General features: G+C 66.0%; 14 protein-coding genes and 2 pseudogenes. 2 read left to right on the top strand and 14 right to left on the bottom strand.

Going from position 1 to position 18918, the window contains the following annotated elements; genetic code table 11:
- The 3 genes from ABZ490_RS37000 to ABZ490_RS36990 all read right to left on the bottom strand — a co-directional run.
- Nucleotides 1-858: UvrD-helicase domain-containing protein (locus ABZ490_RS37000; RefSeq protein ID WP_359000552.1), on the bottom strand; the 858-nt coding region annotated here is incomplete at its 3' end.
- Nucleotides 846-2849, bottom strand: coding sequence for an ATP-dependent endonuclease (locus tag ABZ490_RS36995; protein WP_359000549.1), 2004 nt, complete (start codon nt 2847-2849; stop codon nt 846-848). The genes ABZ490_RS37000 and ABZ490_RS36995, both read right to left, overlap by 13 nt.
- Nucleotides 2850-3156: 307 nt before the next feature.
- Nucleotides 3157-3468, bottom strand: a complete 312-nt coding sequence (locus ABZ490_RS36990) for a hypothetical protein (protein ID WP_359000547.1) — start codon at nt 3466-3468, stop codon at nt 3157-3159.
- A gap of 69 nt (nt 3469-3537) precedes the next feature.
- Here ABZ490_RS36990 and ABZ490_RS36985 point away from each other — a divergent pair.
- Nucleotides 3538-4412 (top strand): IS5 family transposase gene (locus tag ABZ490_RS36985; protein ID WP_359000544.1). Its coding sequence is split into 2 segments (ribosomal slippage): nt 3538-3928 and nt 3928-4412, totalling 876 coding nucleotides; the frame shifts between segments, so codons are not numbered across the junction.
- A 21-nt stretch (nt 4413-4433) separates the two neighbouring features.
- Here the strand turns inward: ABZ490_RS36985 and ABZ490_RS36980 are convergent.
- The 6 genes and pseudogenes from ABZ490_RS36980 to ABZ490_RS36955 all read right to left on the bottom strand — a co-directional run bounded on the left by ABZ490_RS36980 (nt 4434) and on the right by ABZ490_RS36955 (nt 9638).
- On the bottom strand, nt 4434-4769 hold the full coding sequence (locus ABZ490_RS36980) for an ankyrin repeat domain-containing protein (protein WP_359000541.1): 336 nt from the start codon (nt 4767-4769) through the stop codon (nt 4434-4436).
- 273 nt (nt 4770-5042) lie between these two features.
- Complete coding sequence (locus tag ABZ490_RS36975; protein ID WP_359000566.1) at nt 5043-6227, bottom strand: IS701 family transposase; 1185 nt, start codon at nt 6225-6227, stop codon at nt 5043-5045.
- Between the two features lie 215 nt (nt 6228-6442).
- Complete coding sequence (locus ABZ490_RS36970) at nt 6443-6847, bottom strand: transposase (RefSeq protein WP_359000538.1); 405 nt, start codon at nt 6845-6847, stop codon at nt 6443-6445.
- A pseudogene (locus ABZ490_RS36965) lies at nt 6811-7038 on the bottom strand (transposase); the annotation flags it as partial. The gene ABZ490_RS36970 and the pseudogene ABZ490_RS36965, both read right to left, overlap by 37 nt.
- 1716 nt (nt 7039-8754) lie before the next feature.
- Nucleotides 8755-9087, bottom strand: a pseudogene (locus ABZ490_RS36960) (class I SAM-dependent methyltransferase); the annotation flags it as partial.
- Between the two features lie 116 nt (nt 9088-9203).
- Nucleotides 9204-9638 carry a hypothetical protein gene (locus ABZ490_RS36955; protein ID WP_359000535.1) on the bottom strand — a complete coding sequence of 145 codons (435 nt, stop codon included), beginning with the start codon at nt 9636-9638 and terminating at the stop codon, nt 9204-9206.
- An 88-nt stretch (nt 9639-9726) separates the two neighbouring features.
- On the opposite strand from ABZ490_RS36955, the gene ABZ490_RS36950 reads away from it, so the two are divergent.
- Nucleotides 9727-13515, top strand: a complete 3789-nt coding sequence (locus tag ABZ490_RS36950) for a hypothetical protein (protein ID WP_359000532.1) — start codon at nt 9727-9729, stop codon at nt 13513-13515.
- A 177-nt stretch (nt 13516-13692) separates the two neighbouring features.
- Here the strand turns inward: ABZ490_RS36950 and ABZ490_RS36945 are convergent, their stop codons facing one another.
- From ABZ490_RS36945 to ABZ490_RS36925, 5 genes are all read right to left on the bottom strand, one after another.
- Nucleotides 13693-13995: a hypothetical protein gene (locus tag ABZ490_RS36945; protein WP_359000529.1), complete on the bottom strand. Its 303-nt coding sequence runs from the start codon at nt 13993-13995 to the stop codon at nt 13693-13695.
- Between the two features lie 141 nt (nt 13996-14136).
- A complete protein-coding gene (locus ABZ490_RS36940; protein WP_277820415.1) occupies nt 14137-14265 on the bottom strand; it encodes a hypothetical protein in 129 nt (42 codons plus the stop codon).
- Between the two features lie 659 nt (nt 14266-14924).
- Entirely contained in the window at nt 14925-15638 is a 714-nt protein-coding gene (locus ABZ490_RS36935) for a ParA family protein (protein WP_359000525.1), read from the bottom strand.
- Between the two features lie 169 nt (nt 15639-15807).
- Nucleotides 15808-16380 (bottom strand): helix-turn-helix domain containing protein, encoded by a 573-nt coding sequence (locus ABZ490_RS36930; RefSeq protein WP_359000522.1) that lies wholly within the window; start codon nt 16378-16380, stop codon nt 15808-15810.
- Nucleotides 16377-17858 (bottom strand): MarR family winged helix-turn-helix transcriptional regulator, encoded by a 1482-nt coding sequence (locus ABZ490_RS36925; protein WP_359000519.1) that lies wholly within the window; start codon nt 17856-17858, stop codon nt 16377-16379. Before ABZ490_RS36925 ends, ABZ490_RS36930 begins: the two co-directional genes overlap by 4 nt.
- Nucleotides 17859-18918 lie beyond the last annotated feature (1060 nt).

Genomic DNA, 18918 nt, shown 5'->3' with positions numbered 1-18918 from the left:
TCGCACCAAGCAAAAACGACGTCCTCCGGACGGGCACCCCGCCCCATTTTCCCGGCCCCGGGGTGAGGCCGAAAGGCCTCGGGATGACTGGCTACCGACAGGGTCCTGTATGAGCTCGGGGCGCATCCGATTGAGCACCTCGACGACGGGAGGCGAGCACCGGTAGTTCTCGTGCTTGGTGATCTCGGTGAGCAGCCCAGGCCGTTTCACCGCTCCGACACCGGACTCGTAGATCTTCTGCATGGAGTCGCCGAAGAGTCCGACCACGCATTCCTCTCGCCCGGCGCCCGCCAGGTGGTCCAGCAGGAGTTGGATCGTCTTGGGTGAGGTGTCCTGGTACTCGTCGACGAAGATGACCGGGTACGTGCTGGTGATGATGCGTATGAGCTTGGAGTGGGTCTTGACGAGGCGCAGTGACAGCGCGATGACGTCGTCGTGGGAGATGCGTCCTTCCCTCAGCCTCCGCCCGCGGTCGGAATACTCGATGGCCGGGGGAGTGGTGACTTCGTCGAGGTCTTCGGGCTTGGCCAGGTCCTTGTTGTAGTCGAGGATCTGCTGCCAGAGTTCACGCTGGTAGAGCTGGATCGCTTGCCAGAGGAATTCGTGGATGGTGGCGACGTCGACGAGTGGGTCTGCGGCGATGCGTTCGACGATCTTCTTCTTGGCGACGTTCGTGTACGTGATGCAGGCGATCCGCCGGCCGTTTGCCTCCAGGCCGGCGCGTTGGTGGGTGAGGAGGTGCTGCAGGGTGCGCACGAGGGTGGTCGTCTTGCCCGCGCCGGCCCCTGCTTCGACGAGGAAGCTGCGCCGGGCCTTCAGTTCTATTGCGACGGCTTTGAGTGTGTCTAGGCGAGCCACTGCAGTCCTTCGGCGATGTAGCGGGGAACGGCCCAGTCCTCTAGGAGCATGACGTCGAAGGCGAAGTCGGTCTTGTGGTCGCTGAGATGCTGGGCGATGTCGTATGCCTTGGCCTCGATGTCGTCGGCGGAGGGGTCGGCCCCGACCTCTTTGACGAAGGCCGCTTTCAGCGCGAGCTGACGGAAGTCACGGGCGAGAGGTTCTGCGTTGGCGATGATGAAGGCGTCCTCGAAGCTCCGCGCGCAGACTCCCGAGTCTCTTTCGGGGACCTGGTAGGCGACGCGGACGTGTCCCTGCTCCTTGTCGGCCGCGTCGGTGGCGAGCAGTTCGGCGGTACTGGACTCTGCGGGCAGCCAGTTCTTGAGCGTCGAGTTCGCGGTGACGGTGGGCCCCTGGCTGGGGGGACAGGCCTTGCGGTGTCGGGGGCACACGGAGTCGATGTCGGTAATGACGAGGGTCTTGACGTTAAGGAAGGTCAGAAGTTCGCGGAAGCGGACGGCATAGGCGTCGCCGACCTCGATGACCGACACGTACTGGTGCAGGAGTTCTTTGGCGCACCGTTTCGCCATCTCGGGGAGGAGCAGGCGTTCTGCGGTTCCCTCGATGAGGATCACCTTGTCGGCGAAGAACATGTCGCACCGGTGTAAGACCATGTACTGGCGCAGGAAGCGCAAGGTCTCGTCGCCCTGAGGGGTGGTCTTGACGTTGGCCTGGAAGGTCGACAGGTCCTTGACCGTGAGCTGTGGCCCGGAACGGTCGAAGTAGCGCACGGTGTGAAAGCCGCTGCTGGCGACGATGTGGGAGGAGTGCGTGGTGATGATCACCTGCACTTTCCATCCCGTCTTACGTTCGATGAAGTCCTGGATGTTCTTGATGAACGTCTCCTGCATCTGGGGATGCAGGTGGGCTTCCGGTTCCTCGATGAACAGCACCTGCAGCGCCGGTTTCGGCGTGGTGCGTTCGTAGGTCTGGTGAAAGCTGATGACCTGCAGGATCGTGAAGATCAGCTTGCTGTAGCCCAGCCCGTTGTGGCCTTCGGGGAGATGGAAGTCGTCATCCCCGGAGGGGTACTGGATGCGGGTGCTGCCGCGCAGGATTCCTGAGGCCTCGATGAGGGAGACGATGCGGGGCTTCTGAACCGGGGTGATGGTGCCGACCCCGAAGGTGCGCAGGTCTTCGAAGATGGGGTCGAACAGGGCGGCGTAGTTGTCGTCGAGCTGCTTCGAGGCGGATTCCAGGGCCGTCTCAATCTGCTCGATGCTCTGGTGGCGGTCTTCGTGCCCACTGTTGACCTTGTAGTAGGCCTCGAACGTCTTCGACAGGGTGCGGGCCTTGTCGCCCGGGGTGTCGTCCACCTTGGTCTGCGCGTAGACGAACTTGACCGACAAAATGGACTCAGCAGTGCCCCGCTTGATGTCCTTGCGGACGTTCTCGTCCAGCGGGCTGACCCCTCGATAGGCCGGGGCGAAGTGGTCCGAGAAGTTCTTGCGGAGCCACTTGATGCGGTCGAACGGCTGCCGCTGGCTGGCCGACCAGAAGTCCTTCAGGAAGTCGTGCGGGCGCGCCGCCTCCAGCGCCGCCTCGATCTTGACCTCGAAGCAGGCGTCGTTCAGATCGAGGATCACTCCGGTGAGCGGAGCAAGGTCGTCCTCCTCCGCGTACTCGATGGTGAGGACCAGTCGGATGGCGGGGACGAGGTCGTAGGCCTTGGCCAGCAGCTCCTCGCTCGTCTCGGTGTCGCCTTGGGCAGCGTGCGTCTGTGCCTCGCCGAAGATCTGCCGGGCCTGCTCGATGTCGGCGATACGGCAGGTGGAGAAGTCCTCCAGGACGAACCTCGTGTCCTCCTCACCGAAGAACTTCTCGAAGAGATTGACGAACGACGTCTTGCCGCTGTTGTTGCGTCCGACGATGAGAGTGGCCTTGGGATCAACCCGGACATCCACCCTCTCCAGGGCGCGAAAGTTGATCACTTCGGCATGGGTCAGCTGCATCGCACTCCCGACGTCGTTCCCAACCCCACCTCCCGGGGCGGCATACGCCTGCGACTACCGAGAGTCAGAGCAGTATCTGATACGGAAGGGACAGAGGTGCCCACTTGGCTCAAAGTGGTCAATGATCTGACAGATTACATACGTTTCTGTCTTGGCTGATCGATTTCGGTCGTTGGGTGCCGGGCTGTGCCTTCACGCGTCGGTGAAGGCAATTCGGCCGACACCGCTCATCCAACCCAGCGCACAGCGTCCGGGTTCACAGGCCACCGTGCCAAGCGGTTCCAGCGCAAGATCGTCTGGTGCCCGGTCACGGCGCTTCGACCTTGGGCGGTTTGAGGTCGGGTGGGTAGCCCTTGGCGCGGAGGAAGGCGTCGATGGCGAGGGTGACGATGTCGCCGTGGGGGATGTTGCTGTCGGCGTTGTAGCGGCGGATGCGGTGTTGGAGTTGGAGGGCGTTGGGAACGGCGTAGTTGAGCTGTCCGCGGCGGGTGTGGCGGTTGCTGATGATTGCCTGTGTGTCGGGGTGTGGGCTGAAGGGGTCGTCGGTGGGCCCGGGCAGGGCTTCGAGGACATCCGCGAGGTCGCGCAGGAGCCGGATGTGGTGGGTGTGGTCGGGCATGAGGTGCTCCGGGTGCTGCGACTAGGGCCTGTTGCGAAAGTGGATCTTGACGGTGGATGATCACACTCTGTGGGGCGTGGTGATCTGACGGACGGGCAGTGGGCCCAGCTGGCGCCGTTGTTGCCGAGGGGCATCAAGCCGGGCCGTCCGCCGGTGTGGACGCGGCGGCAGCTGATAGACGGCATACGGTGGCGGACCCGGACCGGTGCCCCCTGGCGGGACGTGCCCGAGCGATACGGGCCCTGGGACCGGGTCTACGACCTCTTCCGTCGTTGGCAGCGTGATGGCACCTGGGGCCGGATTGTCACCCAGCTGCAGGCCCAGGCGGACGCGAAGGGCTTGATTACCTGGGAGGTGAACGTCGACTCCACCGTCTGCCGGGCTCACCAGCACGCCGCAGGGGCGGCGAAAAGGGGGACCTGCAAAAGGAGCCGCCTGGCGGCATTGCCGTCGAGCCGGCTGACCACGGGCTCGGACGTTCCCGGGGCGGGCTGACCACCAAGATTCATCTCGCCGTCGAGCAGAGGCAGAAGCCTCTGTCCGTCGTGATCACTGCTGGTCAGCGGGGTGATTCTCCGCAGTTCGAGCCGGTCCTGGAGGCGATCCGGGTGCCCCGGCTGGGGCGCGGGCGGCCCCGTACCAGGCCGGACCGGGTGCGGGCCGACAAGGCGTACGACTCCCGGCGCAACCGGGCCTACCTGCGAAGACGCGGCATCAAGGCGACTATCCCGGTCCCTGCGGACCGGGCTCGCAACCGCCAGAAGCTCGGCTCCCGGGGCGGTCGGCCGCCGAAGTTTGACACGACCGACTACCGCGAGCGCCACGCCGTCGAGTGTGGGATCAATCGGCTCAAGCGCCACCGGGCCGTGGCCACAAGGTACGACAAGCTTGCCGTCCGCTACGAGGCGACCGTGCTGGTCGCAGTCCTCAACGAGTGGCTATGACCAGCGCGTTCCCAGCAGGCCCTAACGCAGAGAGATGAAACGCTTGAGCAGTGTTTGTCCCATGAGATGACCGTAGTGTTCGGCAATCTGCATGGGAGTTTCCCCGTTGTCGGCTGGCAGCTGAGGATCCGCGCCGTACGCGAGCAGAATGGCTGTCGCTGCCGTGTTCCACGGGTATCCCGTCTGCAGGTGGCCGTCGCCCTCCACGTCGAGTGCGTGCGTGAGCAGCGTGTGGCCGAAACACCTTTCGTTCGGATCCGTTCCGGACGAAAGGTGAACGGTGAGCGCCTCGTAGTCACTGGCCTCCACGGCCTTGTGCGCGGGCGTCCAATTCGAGTCGTCAGACGTGTCAGTCACCTGACGAAGACTACGAGTCGGCTACTTACGCCTGTCGGGGCCCTGGCACTTCCACAACACGCCCTAGTACTCCAGCAGGATTTCGCTGTCTGACCTGGTCTTTCGCTGGGTGGCGGGAGTGTAGCGGGACTTCGATTGTGTGGGGGCGGTCTCAGGGAGACCGCCCCTCGATCGTGCGACAACGCCGCTGGTAGTGACAGCGGCGGGCGACTGCTTGGCGTCGGCGGCGCCAGTTCGACCAGCTCAGTGCGTGGTGTCGTCCTCGGCGTCCGCTCAGGTGCGGGGGCCGGGCACGACAAGCTGCCAGGAGTCGCCGAACCTCCGCCACTGTGAGCTCGATGGCCCCGGCCGTCCCACCTGTTCCGCCCCCTTTTCCTGGGCCTGGTGTGCCGTGGCGGCCAGGAAAGCGTGCGCGAGCATGGCCAGCGTGATGTGCCGATACCAGCCCGGGTAGCGGCGGACTTCGTACTGATCCAGGCCGCACTCGTTCTTCGCGGCCTGGAAGCACTCCTCGATCGCCCAGCGTGCCCCGGCGACCCGCACCAGCTCCCGGACGGTGACCTGAAGGGGCGTGTGGGCGAGGTAGTAGGCGATCTCGACGGGCTTGCTGATACTGCGCCGGGCCAGTGCCCACCGCATCCGGTGAGGGACCTCGCCCTGGTAGTCGAACTTGGCGACGGCCGGCAGCCGCACCGCTGCCCAGTGGTAGACGCGTGGCCCCTTCGCGCCGTCACCGCAGGAGATCTTCTCCCATGCTTCGTCCGGGGCCTGCGCGAACAGAACCTCGATCCGTGAACAGCCAACGCTGAACTGGGACTTGGGGACAGCCAGCACGTAGCCGACACCCGACTGTTCCAGCAGTCGGCGGAAGCGGTTGTCCTGCCCGTAGGCGGAGTCCGCGGTGACCCATGCGATGGGCAGCGGCGAGGCGAGGGCCCGCAGCACCATGTGCCGGGCCAGTTCGCCCTTGGTGGCGAACTCCCGCTCGTCGGGGACCCTTGCCGCGCGGCAGCGTTCCCGGTCCTCGGTCCAGGATTTCGGGAGGTAGAGCTCGCGGTCGACCAGGGCCCGGCCGCGAGCGGAGGCGTAGGCGGCGAAGACGCCGATCTGGCAGTTCTCGGTTCGGCCGGCGGTTCCGGAGTACTGGCGCTGGACCCCGGCTGAGGTGGTGCCCTTCTTGATGAACCCGGTGTCGTCGATGATCAGGACGCCGTCGGCCTCGCCGAGCTTGCCGGCGACGTAGTGCTGCAGGTCGTCGCGGATGTCATCGGGCTCCCACTTCGACCCGGCAAGGAGGTGCTGCAGCCCGTCGGGCGTGCGGTGGCCGGCCTGTTCGGCCAGCTGCCAGCTGTTCTTGCGGGCCACCGGGGCGAGCAGCCCGCGTACGTAATCACGTATGCGTCGGCGGAGCTTGACCCGACCGAAGCGGTGCCCGATGGTCAGGAAGAGATCGTCCAGTTCGAGGTCCCACTGCGCGGCGGCATACTCGGTGATCACCCTCGGAGGCTGCCCCGCCGCTGTCACTACCAGCGGCGTTGTCGCACGATCGAGGGGCGGTCTCCCTGAGACCGCCCCCACACGATCGAAGTCCCGCTACACTCCCGCCACCCAGCGAAAGACCAGGTCAGACAGCGAAATCCTGCTGGAGTACTAGAGGGCGTCTGAAAAGCCTGTCAGGAGGCTGGTCTTGCGAGGCGGCGCACGAGGAGCATGGCCATGGTGAGGTAGATGGCGCTCTCCGAGCAGACGCGCAGGTACTCGTAGTCCCTCGACAAGCGCCGGCACCGTCCGAGCCAGGCGAACGTCCGTTCTGCCACCCAACACCGCGGGACCACCGCGAAGAGGGGCACTTCCGGAGGTGGTGTGCCCACCTTCACCCAGGTCGAGCGGAACCCTCCGTCGCGGCGCTGCACCACCTCCACCGTAATGCCGGTGGTTTCCCTTGCCCAGGTATGGAAGGCGGCGCCGCGGTAGCCCTGGTCCGCCCACACGTGCCCAAGGCGTGGGAAGGCATCGGCAGCCGGGCGAACAGGACTGCAGCCCCGTCGCGATCGCCGACGCTCGCCGGGCTCACGCACGTGACCAGGACAGTGCCGCGGGTGTCGACGAGAAGGTGGCGCTTGATGCCGCTGACCTTCTTGCCGCCGTCGTACCCGTGCAGGCCGCCGCGCTCACTGGCCCTGACGCTCTGACTGTCCACGATGGCCGAGCTGGGAGTGGGATCCCGGCCGAGCTGTACCCGCTCGCTTTCGCGCAGCGCCGTCAACATCCGCTCCCACACGCCTTCTTGCTGCCAGCGCCGCCAGTAGTGGTAGACGGTCTGCCGCGGCGGCAGGTCGTGCGGCAGCAGCCTTCAGGCACAGCCGGCCGCAGCCAGTAGACCAGCGCGTTGATGATCTCCCGCCGCGCGTGTATTGCCGGTCGCCCACCGGGCTTGACCGCCGGAACCAGCGCACGGAGGATCTCCCACTCCGGATCAGACAGATCCGTCGGGTAACGGCTACGCAGCCCGCACACCCCAGCCCCCGAAAGTGCGTCACCGCCCCGCTTCCAGGCCACTTCCCGCTGACAGGCTTTTCAGACGCCCTCTATCTGCCTGATCTTCCATTGACACGCTCAGAGGCTCTGTTAGAGCCCCGCGCATCTCTCCGACGACTGGCGTCCCGCGGCCGAGCGATGCACTATGGAATTGAGGCGTCCCTCAACCGCAGCACTAAAGCCAAGAATGGCTTTCTGGGGCGTTACGCCAGTCAAGACGCTCATGTCTGGGACTCTATTACCTCAGGGCGCATCTGCGAATACTTGATGGTGTCGTGCCGATTCTAATCGCTCAGCGTCAAAGTTCCCGAGGTGCTGAAATGCGTGGTCGCACCCTAGCAGCCGCTGTGCTGCTCACTACGTCAATCTCGTTTGCCGGTGTCGCGCATGCTGACCCGTTGCCCTTCGGCCCTGGTCACACGATTACCATTGCGGGAAATCTAGAAGTGCGCAGCCGTGGGTTTTTGGGGATACGAAACTATAGGCACAACTATCATTTCTCGCACACTTTCCTCATATCGCTTTCAGACCATGGTGCGAAAAACCACTACATTGAAGCATGTGCAGGTGGCGATACCGTGGGCTGGGTGCAATTCAAGGTGCGCGTTCCCGCTGACTTCAGTGCACCTGTAATATCGACGGTCGTAAAACTGTACACAGGGTCGAGTTGCATCCGGTACGAAGATGCCTACCAAGGTCAGGCTGCGGATAGTACTCGGCTGCACCCTGAACCTGTCAACGTATCGCGAGGAGTGACAAACGAAAACTGGGATTCCGCTGTGGTGAATTACAGTGCGTCCAGCAAGTTCAGCCTTTGTTGTTTCGGTTAGTGCTCCAGCTGTAGATCGCGATCTTGTTATCCTGCGCCATCGCTCCTTCCGAGGGTAATGAGTTCTGCATCATCCCTGAGGGCCCCTTCGAGCTCGACGACGAGGGACATGCGAACTACCTTGGCTGATGGTCAGACTTCGATGACATAGGGCACTTGCTGGTCGGGGCCAGTCCGTGAACGGGTACGGCCGCCGTTGATCATCGGTGTGTGAAGACAGAAGAACGGCGGCCGCGGGCAGGAGACGTTCGAGGTCCTGATGGACCGTATCGCTGGACGGTTCGTCCGGGTGGAACCACGGCGCCGGGCACGGGCGTTCGTGCTCGGGTTGCTGTCTGACCTGCCCCGCAAGAACTGCTGGACGCTCGCCGAGCACGGCGGTTCGGCAAAGCCGTCTCCGTTGAACCACTGAACGGTCGGGTACCAGCGCACGATCGTTGGGCCGAACAGTCCTCCGGGGTCTTCGACCAGGCCCCAGCCCTCGTCGGTGGTGCGCACGTCGTCCTCCAGGGGAGGATGACCCCAGTCGGGGTTCCCGGGGCAGAACTGCTCGTGGAGATCGGCGGTCTCGGCGTACACCTCCGGCTCTCCCGGCCGGCGGACAGCGACGTGGCCGAGCAGCGCCATCCAGCCTCCGGGATGGAGTACGTCGTGCGCCCGCTGCCAGCCGATCGACGGGTCGACCCAGTGCCACGACGACGCGGCCACGAGAGCATCGAAGCGTCGGCCGCGGTCGTCCCACTCCTCGAACGTCGACGTCTCGACTGCGACGTTACGGAAGGAGGCCATCCGCTGGCGAGCAAGTGCGGCCATGTCTGCGCCAGGCTCGATGGCGGTCACTGAGCATCCGAGTGCTGCCAGCGAGCGCGTCGCCTGACCGGTGCCGCAGCCCACCTCCAGCACCGACGACCTGTCGGCCACGCCGGTGACGGCGACAAGGTCCGCGAACAGCTCTTCGGGGTATCCCGGCCGGACCCGGTCCTAGAGCTCCGGTACCTCGTTGAACACCCGGCCGAGGTCGTGTGGATTCGGGCGCATCTTCGGAGCGTCAGTCACGAGCGCACAAGCTATGAGGTTCGTCGACGGGTACGCCACTGGTTTGACGGCAGCTCCTCGACAGCAGCCGTGTCGTCGAGCAGGTTCTGGGCGATGGCCGCGTAGCTGCTCGCGGTGGTGTGGGACAGGTTGAAGACCAGGGCGAGGTGCCGCGGGTCGGCGCCGACGGTCAGTGCTTCGTTCAGGACCCGGTCGCTGTGGACGCGTTCGAGGTAGACGCCCTGGTGCAGCAGGTGCCGCTTGAGGTATTCGGGGCTGACGGGCCCGGTTCCCAGGGCGGTCTTCGCGTTGATCGGGACGTGCCGGTTGGGGGTCTTCGGCCAGGTGTCCCGGCGCTGGTCGAGCCAGGCCAGCAGGGTCTGGTGGGGCAGGACTTCTTTTGGAGCCGGTTGCGAAGCCAGGCCCTGGCGGCGCGGTTGCGAGCGGGCATCCACCAGGTTGTCCAAGCTCCGTAGGCGCCAAGACCGGCAGTACAAGGCCGGACGGCAAACCTCAGCCGACGTGAGTGTCGGTGGGTGGCAGTACCGTCGGGGGATGAGTGCATGGCCGCCAATTGATCGTGATGATCTTCGCAAGGCACGTGGTGACGCGGGCTTCGATGCCGTCCTCCCGCTGCTGATCAGGCGCTTGATAGCCGAGACCGCAAGCGGGTTGGATTCCTTGGACATGCCGGGAGGCTCCGGCATCGCGGTCGGAGGTTTCGACGGCATCGTCACAGCGTCGGGACCATCGGTGTTCGTGCCGGAGGGAACTTCGGTGTGGGAGTTGTCTGTTGGCGGCGGCAACAGTAAGGCCGAGGGGGACTACGAGAAGAGGGTCAAGGGACCGAACGGACTTCCGACCCAAGATGTCACCTACGTTGAAGTCGTCCTCGACACGTGGAGAGATGCTCGAACGTGGGCCGCGCGCCACACCGAGGACGGTCGGTGGCGGGGGGTACGTGGGTACAACCTCGACGGGATCGACCTCTGGCTGGAACAAGCGCCCGCCACCGCGGCCTGGCTTGCTGCCCGCCTGGGAAAGTCGCAGCCGGGCGTGCGGTCTGTTGAATCGTGGTGGACTGACATTTGGCTCCGATCGACGCGTATCCCACTGGATCGGGCGGTGGTGCTGGGAGGAAGAGAGAAGGCAGCTGCCGACTTCAGTGCCCTACTCGCCACAGGGCGGTCGGTGATCACGCTAGGCGGAGATCTGCGCCCCGACGAAGTCTGCGCTTTCGTTGCCGCTGCCCTAGAACAGGAAGGCGACCTGGGGGCCACTCAGGTGGGGACGCGCGTCCTATTCGTTTCCGACAAGCACGGTATCGAACAACTGGTGACGCAGCGCCAGCCCTTGATCTTGGTCCTCGCGGATCCGGCGCTCGCCCGGGACATTCCGCAGCAGCAGCCTCACCAGCTGGTGTGGGCGGCGATGCCCGGCGTCCCGTGCGACGTGCACGTGCCCAGGCTCCACAGCCAGGTCATCGAGTCCCTGCTGCTCTCTGACGGCATGCCGAGCGAGCGAGCGGCCCGACTCGGCGCGCTCGGTCGCCGCAGCCTGCTGGCGCTGCGGCGAGCTCTGGCCCACCATCCGGAGCCACTCACACCGGAACGGGCCTCGACGCTCGATGTGGTCCGCCGACGGCTGCTCCTGCTGAATTCCTGGAACGGGGACAATCGGGAAGACCGCCGTGTGGTTGGACAGTGCTCGGGACTTGAATACGAAGAGTTGCAGGAGCGGGCCCGTGAGCTCGCCGCAGGGTCCGACATCCCTTTCCTCGGCCATCAGGAAGGGATCTGGCACGTGCTCGCTGCCGAGGATGCCTGGGCCTTGCTCGGCGCATCCCTTACCAGCGACGATCTCCAATTCTTCCGAACGGCAGTCTTGGAGGTACTGACTGAAACGGACCCGACCCTCGACCTCGACCCTGGTGAGCGGTGGAAGGCCGGGGTGATGGGCGTGAGCCGGTGCTTCTCACACACCCTTCGAGCAGGGCTCGCCCAGTCACTCGCCCTCCTGGGCACCCTGGGCGCGGACCTACGGGGTCCCGGAGGTGTCACGGGAGATCGATGGGCACGGATGCTGGTTCGTGATCTGCTGAAGCAGGCCAACGCTGATGGCACGTACAGCCAGTGGCGTTCCCTGGGCGATGTGCTGACCTTGCTGGCTGAGGCCGCCCCGGAGGAGTTCCTAGAAGCGATGGACGAGGGCCTCAGTGGCACCACACCTCTTCACACCGCCATGTTCACCGACAACCAGCCTGACAACATGGGGCTGGGATCCAGCTCTCCTCATACAAGGTTTCTGTGGTCCTTGGAGATCCTGGCATGGTCTCCGGAGCACCTCGATGACGCCGTGGACCTACTGACCGCGCTGGCTGTCGTGGACCCGGGCGGCCGGCTCTCGAATCGTCCCCTCGCGAGTCTGGTGGGGATTCTCAGCGCGTGGGCTCCCAACACGAACGCCCACGCCGAGGACCGCATCAGAGTGATCCGACGCCTGGTGCGCAGGTGGCCAGCACTCGGCCGCAAGTTGCTCCTCCAGCTCATACCTGACAGTCACGCTACGCAGATGAGCCATTCTGGTCCGCGCTTCCGTGACTGGAAAAGAGACATCGTCGTCACCCCGCATGACCGATGGAGAGTTACCACCGCCGTAGCCGATCTGCTCCTTAACGAACTCAACGCCGCCCCCGAGCTGTATGCCGACCTGATCGGCAAAATCGACGTTCTACCTCCCCAACACCGCGCTGAGGTCGCGCGACGGCTGACCGAGCTGGCCGGCGACCTGGAAGATGACGATCAGCGTGCGGTTCTCCACCGCGCACTGCGCGATCAGGTCGCCCGGCACCAGGAGTACGCGGACACCGCGTGGGCCCTTCCCGCGGACGAGCTTCGCCCCCTCCTAGCCGCGTGCGAAGCGCTGGAGCCTCGGAATCCGGTGAAGCGGTACGCATGGTTGTTCCAATCCGGCTGGATCACGCTTGGCGACATCAGGCGCCGTGACAACTTCGCCGACTACGACGCGGAACTCCTCGCCCGGCGGGCCGCAGCGGTCGGGGAGACAGTCGCGAACGGAACGTTGGCGGCTCTCGTCGAGCTGGCCTCCGCAACCGAGTTCGCCGACCTGGTGGGCATCGCTCTCGCAGAGCACTCCGAGGACCATGACCAAGAGCTGCTGTCCTGGCTTGAGGAGGACGCCTCACCAGCCAAGGAGGTCGCGACTGGGTACCTTCGTCGGCGTATCTGGGCCCAGGGGAATGATCTCCGCGACAGGCTTCTTTCCCTCACAGAGGTTCCGCAGACTCAGGCAACCATTCTGAGGCTCGCCCCAGAACCAACTACCGCGTGGTCCAAGCTCGCTGAACTCAGTCCGGAAGTAGCCGGACATTATTGGCGTGAGTTCTCCTACTTCGGGCTCGGCCCCGACTTCCCGCGAGCGTTGGATGCGGCCCGGTCGCTATTGGGCGCAGGACGTCCCGCAGCGGCGCTGGACCTGATCCTCCTGTACGACAGGGAAGGGGACAGCGTAGAGGCCGCCAAGGTCGTCGTCACCGGGCTTGAAGACCTCATCGCAGGTAGGTTGAGCGATCCTGAGATCGGACGACTCAGTTCACGTTTCCAGGACCTGTTTGCGTTGCTCGCCCGGCACCATGAGCAGGTCGGGCGTCAACGCATCCTCAATCTGGAGTGGCAACTCTTGCCTGCACTCGGGTTCGACGCGAAGGCTCCAATCCTCCACAAGACGCTCGTTGAGGACCCAGAGGCGTTCGCGGATTTGGTGACGTGGTCCTTCCGCCCCAGCACCGTTTCCGAGGAGGACACGGCAGATGCCGTCGAGCAGGAGAACAGACGCAATATCGCGAACCACGCCTACAGAGCCCTTCACACTTTGCGTACATGTCCGGGACTTACGGCCGATGGGGCCCTCGACCCAGTTGCACTGCGCACGTGGGTCGTGACGGCACGGGCAGAACTGGCTGCCAGGGATCGTGCCAGGGTAGGTGATGTGCAGATCGGTGAGGTACTTGCTTTCGCCCCGCGCGACCAGGACGACTTGCAGATTCCAGAAGCTGTCCGAGACCTACTTGAAGAGATCAATAGCAGCGATCTCGAACGAGGTCTCAGCATTGGAATCTACAACAAACGAGGTGTGACCAGCCGGGGACTCCTGGATGGCGGAGTTCAAGAGTCGGAGCTGGCCCGGTCCTTCCGGGAGCAGGCCGAACGCGCACGCGCGTGGCCGCGAACCAGGAAGTTGCTCAAAGGGCTTGCGGAGTCGTACGAAGCTGACGCCAGGCGGGAGGACCAGGAGGCAGAGCGACGGCATCAAGGCCTGGAGTAGGCCCCTGTCAGGGCCCATTGCGAAAGCGCAGGCCGCAGCCACTCATCGGTGGCGTGTGATGCCGCACTCAATCGCGTGCCGCCGCTTGTAGTCGTCGGCGGCGAGGCGTACAGATTCTGATCCGCGACGCCGTCACGACGCTGCGGCCGGACTCCGGCATGGTTTGTCGGAGGGAAGTTAGGCAGTGGTAGAAGCTGGCTCTGGCGGGTAGCCCTTGGCGCGGAGGAAGGTGTCGAGGGCGAGGGCGACGATGTCGCCGTGGGGGATGTTGCTGTCGGCGTTGTAGCGGCGGATGCGGCGTTGGAGTTGGAGGGCTTCGGGTACGGCGTAGTTGAGTTGCCCCCGGCTGGTGTGGCGTGTGCTGAGGATTGCTTGTGTGTCGGGGTGGGGGATGAGGGGATCGTCGGAGGTTTCGGACTGGGCTTCGAGGATGGCGGCGAGGTCGCGTAGCAGGCGGATGTGGTGGGTGTGGTCGGGCATCGTGGTGCTCCGGGTTGCGGCGACTAGTTGAATAGTGATCCGCCTAGTCGACTATTCGGCTATTGGAATAGTCGGCAGGGTGGACGCGGTCCCGCAGGGCCGCGTCCACCCTTGTGCCGTACTGGGTGAAGCGTCGGATGGTCAGAAGCCCCGGGTGGTGAGCCACTCGTCCATCGCGACGGCGACGATGTCGCCGATGGGCAGGTGGTCGAGTTCGTTGTCCAGGGCGAAGCGCTTGATCCGTCGTTTGAGCTTCAGCGCGGCGGGCACGGACGAGTCGAAGCTCTCCCTCGTGATGACGCGCTGATTGAGAAGGACGGCGACGTCGGGGATGTCTCCGGGACGGCCGGGGCCCTGCGCCCACGGTGCGCCCTCGCTGGGTGCTTCGTTCGATGGAGCTGCCTGGTGGTGCCCAGGAGTCAGCTCAGCACCATGTACGGGGAAGGCCGTACTTGTCGGCGCCGGAGACGTTGCCGGGCGTACCGCTACCTCAGCGACCGGAGCCGCACCGTGAACCTCGACGATGGAAGACCCCAGCACTACAGGCGGCTCACCATGCCCATGGGCTGGTGTCACCGACTCCTCAACCGTGACCGGACTCGGATCGGACGTGGTACCAGCCACGAGAGGTGACTGGCCCCTGGCCGCTTCCCAGGCGGCATCGCTCGGGGGATCCGCAGCAGCCGACGGAGCGTCCGCCGCCGCGACGTCCGTTTCCCCATATGCCGCGACGGGCGTGGAAGCGACTGCGGAGTCCGCCTGGAGCGTGTTCGCGGACGTCTGGGCCGTAACACGCGTGGCGGTCTGTTCGGCGGCGTACTGCTCGGGGGTGAGTTCGGCGGCCGGGGGAGGGGGCGGCGGGGTCGCCTTCTTGGCCCCGCCGAGGGTGCGACCGCCGGTGCGGCGGGCCGGGGGCTTCATGCGCTCGCTCATGCCGTGAGCTCCTTCATCAGCTCGGCGTACTCGCTCAGCTCGGTGGGGATCTCGCCGAAGGCCTCCATGTAGTGGACCCAGGAGTGGATGGTGGTCTCGGCGAGTGGGAAGGGCTCGTCGCGGTCGGGGCCGATGCCTTCGCCCTCGGCGGGGTCGAGGAGCTGGTCCTTTGCCCGGCTGGGCAGGCTGGTGCGGTCGTCGGCCTTGACCATGACGACGTGGGCGGTGACGTCGTGCTCGTTGCGGGCGGCGGCGCGTTCGGCCTCGTCGAAGGTGGCGACGAGCTTGCGGCGTTCGATCTTGGTGGGGGCGACCGGCACGAGCAGCAGGTTCGCCTCGGTAACAGCTTCGTGGAAGATCCGGGCGCTGCCGCCGCCGGCGTCGACCACGATCGCACCGAACTCGGCGCGCTTGGTCCGGATGTACTCGGCGATGTCGTCGAACGGGTACCGCTCCACGACCAGGTTCGCGGGGATCTCGAAGCCGGCGGCCTGGGCGACCTTGAACCAGTCGTAGGCGGACTGGCTGGTCGCGTCGGCGTCCAGCAGCAGCGTCGGGACGCCGAGGACAACGGCGTAGTAGAGGGCGATGAACCAGGCGGAGGTGGTCTTTCCGGTGCCGCCCTTGAGCATGCCGACGACGATCACGAACGCGTCCCAGACGTGTTCTGTGGCTGCGGCCAGGGTCTTGTGGCGGGTGTTCTCGTTCACGTGTGCTTGATCTCCTGAAAGAGGAAGAGGTGTTGTTTGGTGCGTGTGTGCGTCGGCGAGCGGGCTGGCGGCGGGGGCGCCCGTGCTGGCCTCTGGCGGTCGACGCGGCACACGGCCGCGGCCTTGGTCTGCAGGGCAGGGCGGGAAACGCCCACGAGGGCATGGGGGCTCATGGCTGCTTCCTTGGGGCGTGGGCGGGCCCGTGATGGTGCTGGGGCCGCATGCGGGTGCCGGCTTGGTGGAGAAGCCGGTAGACGGTGGCGATGGAGTAGCTGTGCTCCCGGGCGAGGTCGGGCACTGTGGCTCCGGCCTCGTACCGGGCCCGCAGGGACAGCGCGACCTTGTTCCGTTCGGCGGCCCGGGCTGCCGCGCGCACTTGCAGGGACTGCTGTGTGGTGCGCACGGCGCCGCCGGCCTCGATCAGCAAGCGCCGGGCACCGCGCCGCGTCTCTCCCGCCGCGGCGGCGAGTTCGGCGAGGGTCGCGCCGTGCTGCTCGTACAGGGTGCGGAGGTGGGCGGCGAGGCGCTGGCGGGCTTGTGGGTTCTGGCGCATCCGGCGGGTCTGCCAGGAAGTGCGCATGACGGTCCCGGCGTCGTGCAGCCGATTGAGGACGGTGCCGTAGGACAGGCCGCTGGCGGTGACGAGTTCGTCGACCGTGGCGCCGGACTCGTACTGCTGGCGCAGGGACTGGAGCGTCACCTCCTCGCTCGCGTCGGAGGGTGCCGGGGGTTCTGGGTTCATGCGACGGACTCCCATTCGCTGAGGGCTTCGGCATGGGCGGCGGCCAGCTCGTCGTAACTGCGCTGGTCGGATGGGGTGATGAGGATCAGTCGGCCGTCGGTGGCGATGCGCCAGCCGTCGGCAGGGCGGCCCGTGACCGGGTCGAGGACGCGCCCGTCCTGGGTGTGCCATGTCGGCGGGATCTCGTCGGGGCGTGGTGCTGGGACCAGGACCTGGCGGCCGTCACGGACGAGCACCACAGCCCTGCTGCGATGCTCCGCAAACCGGTCCAGTACCTCCTGGTAGGCCGCCCGCTCCGCCCTGTGCAGGGCCCTCCGCCGGGCCGCGATGCCCCAGGTGCCGTGTTGCTCGGCGACCTTGTCCCAGCCCTGTGCCGGCGCTGTGGTGTGGCCGGTGTCGGCGTCCGTGAGGTGGATGCCGAAGCCCTCCAGTGCACGCGGCGCGAGGGCCCAGGTCTCTCCGGTGTGCTGGACGAGGCCGTGGTCGGCGAGGCGATTCAGCGCCCGGTAGGTGGTGGCGCGGGAGACCGAGGACGTTCCGACGAGCTCGTCGGCCGTCTGGCCCTGGCGTGAGTGCAGAGCGCTGATGATCACGAGGGCGGCGGTGCCGAGGCCGTGGTGGGCGAAGGCGTCGTGGCCCATCAGACGTGCGAGGGCGGTGGAGTCGATGTCGGCCGTCGTGGCCGTCTCAGGGGTGGTCCACTCCTCAAGTGCCGGGTCGGGGGGGAACTGAGTGGTCCACAAACGAGACGGAGCGCTGCCCAGGGCGAGATACCAGGTCGAACCCTCCCGGCCGTGGCCGACCCGCAGGCGGCGAAGCCAGCCTCCCGGCTTGAGGACCGTGTCGTAGACGGCCCGCAGTGTCGTGCGGGAGATGCCCGCCTCTTCGGCGGTCTGGCGCTCGCTCGCGTGGTGCAGAGGGCCGCCGGCGATCTCGGCAAAGTTCAGATGCGCCCGCAGCACCCGCAGCGCGGTCCGTCCCCGCTCCCCGCGCCAGGGCGTGGTCTCGACGCGGTCCCGCAGCGCGGCGAGCACCTCGAATGCGTCGTGCCGGGAACCCAGTGCCAAGGTCGTTCCGACTGCGGCTGAGGCGTTGGCCCAGACCCGGCGGATGTAGTCCAGGGCGCGGCTCTGCCCAGACCGCAGCGCGATGCTACGGGTGTACTGTCCGCCTTCGTGCTCAGGGTGCAGCAGGAGTTGCGTGAGCTGGTCGGCGCTGCCGCCGGCGCGGGCGACGTGGCAGGCGATGGCCGCGGTGATCCGGTGTCCGTGCTCGGCCACGCCCTGGCGGTCCCCGCGAAGGATCACGGTCCGCCTGTCGGAGGCGAGTCGGCTGTAACTGCCGGTGGCGTAGCGGCCGGTGAGGTCGCCGAGCAGGATCAGATCGGCCGCAGCTGACGGCAGTCGGGACAGGCCCAGCGGGCTGCGGAGGTGGGTGACGTGTCGTTGGGGGAGTGGCTGGTGGGTGCTGTCTGGCACGGTGGGGTCGTCTCGCAAAGACGTGGACGCCACCCAGGCCCGCTAAAACCACGGGCGGCGTCTGGAACCGACCTCCATCGGCGCCGGCAAGGTCTCCAGGATGGCCGTCCTGGAGGCCCTTGTAAGCCCGGCCCCGAGCGGAGGCAGGCGTCCCCATCGCAGCTCGACCGAGATCGAAACAGAGCACCGCCAGAGTCGCCCAACCGTGATCCACACCGGCCAACTCAGGTCCCTCAAAGGCCAGTTTCAGGGGCTGATGCCTCTGACTGCCTCCGAGCGACCCGGGTCGAACCGGGGTCGAATCAGAGCGATTTCCTCTGACTGCCTCCGCTCGCCTCTGCAACCCGTCCTAGCAGGTCACAGCCTCATCGCCCCCACATCAGCGCAGGTCAGAAAGATGCGCTAGCTGTACCACTGGTTCCTGGCGAAGGCGGTCGTGTGCGGCATGGTGTTCGGCTCCCGTCGTTGGGTCGTGGCGACATCGTCGGGAAGGGTTGTGCGGGGGCGCAATACGGCTTCCGTGTCACGGAAGAGTGCTTGGAAAATCCCTGGTGAGAGCCTTGATGCGAGGCGTCGTTCCGCTGCCCGCCGACAACGGGGACAGCCATCAGGCCGTGTGCCTGCGGTGTCGGTCGGTGTTGATCCCCGACCATTCAATTGCGAGACATGTCCTTATCGCTTCTTTTGTGGAGCCCCTCTGGCGTTTCTCCGGCGGCATACGGCCGGTACAGCAGCAGAAGTTGTATTACTGCAGATCAAAGCTGGTCGATGTCCGCGTGGGGAAGGGGCGGGGGCGAATCCGGGTCGAATTCACCTTCCTTTCGCCGCGAGCAGCGGATTGCTGCAGGTCAGCTGGGTGATCAGAGGCGACGACGGTGGGTAGGGAGTCCTGCACGGTGTCCGAGTGGACTCAGGCCTTGAGGAGAGGCCCTCCGGAGAGTCTGGGAGGTGCCGCATCCGGGCAGCCTGGACGGCGTCGGTGTCCGGGCTGTGCGAGCGTGGTCGGCAACAGCGTGGCGTCCAAGGCTGGGCCGACTTGGGGAGGCTCAACAGCGCAGGC

Source organism: Streptomyces sp. NPDC005811 (genome assembly GCF_040630405.1).
In the GTDB taxonomy this organism is placed as follows: Bacteria; Actinomycetota; Actinomycetes; order Streptomycetales; family Streptomycetaceae; genus Streptomyces.
Note: the sequence above shows the minus strand (reverse complement) of the source record. Positions and strands in the feature narration are given on the sequence as shown.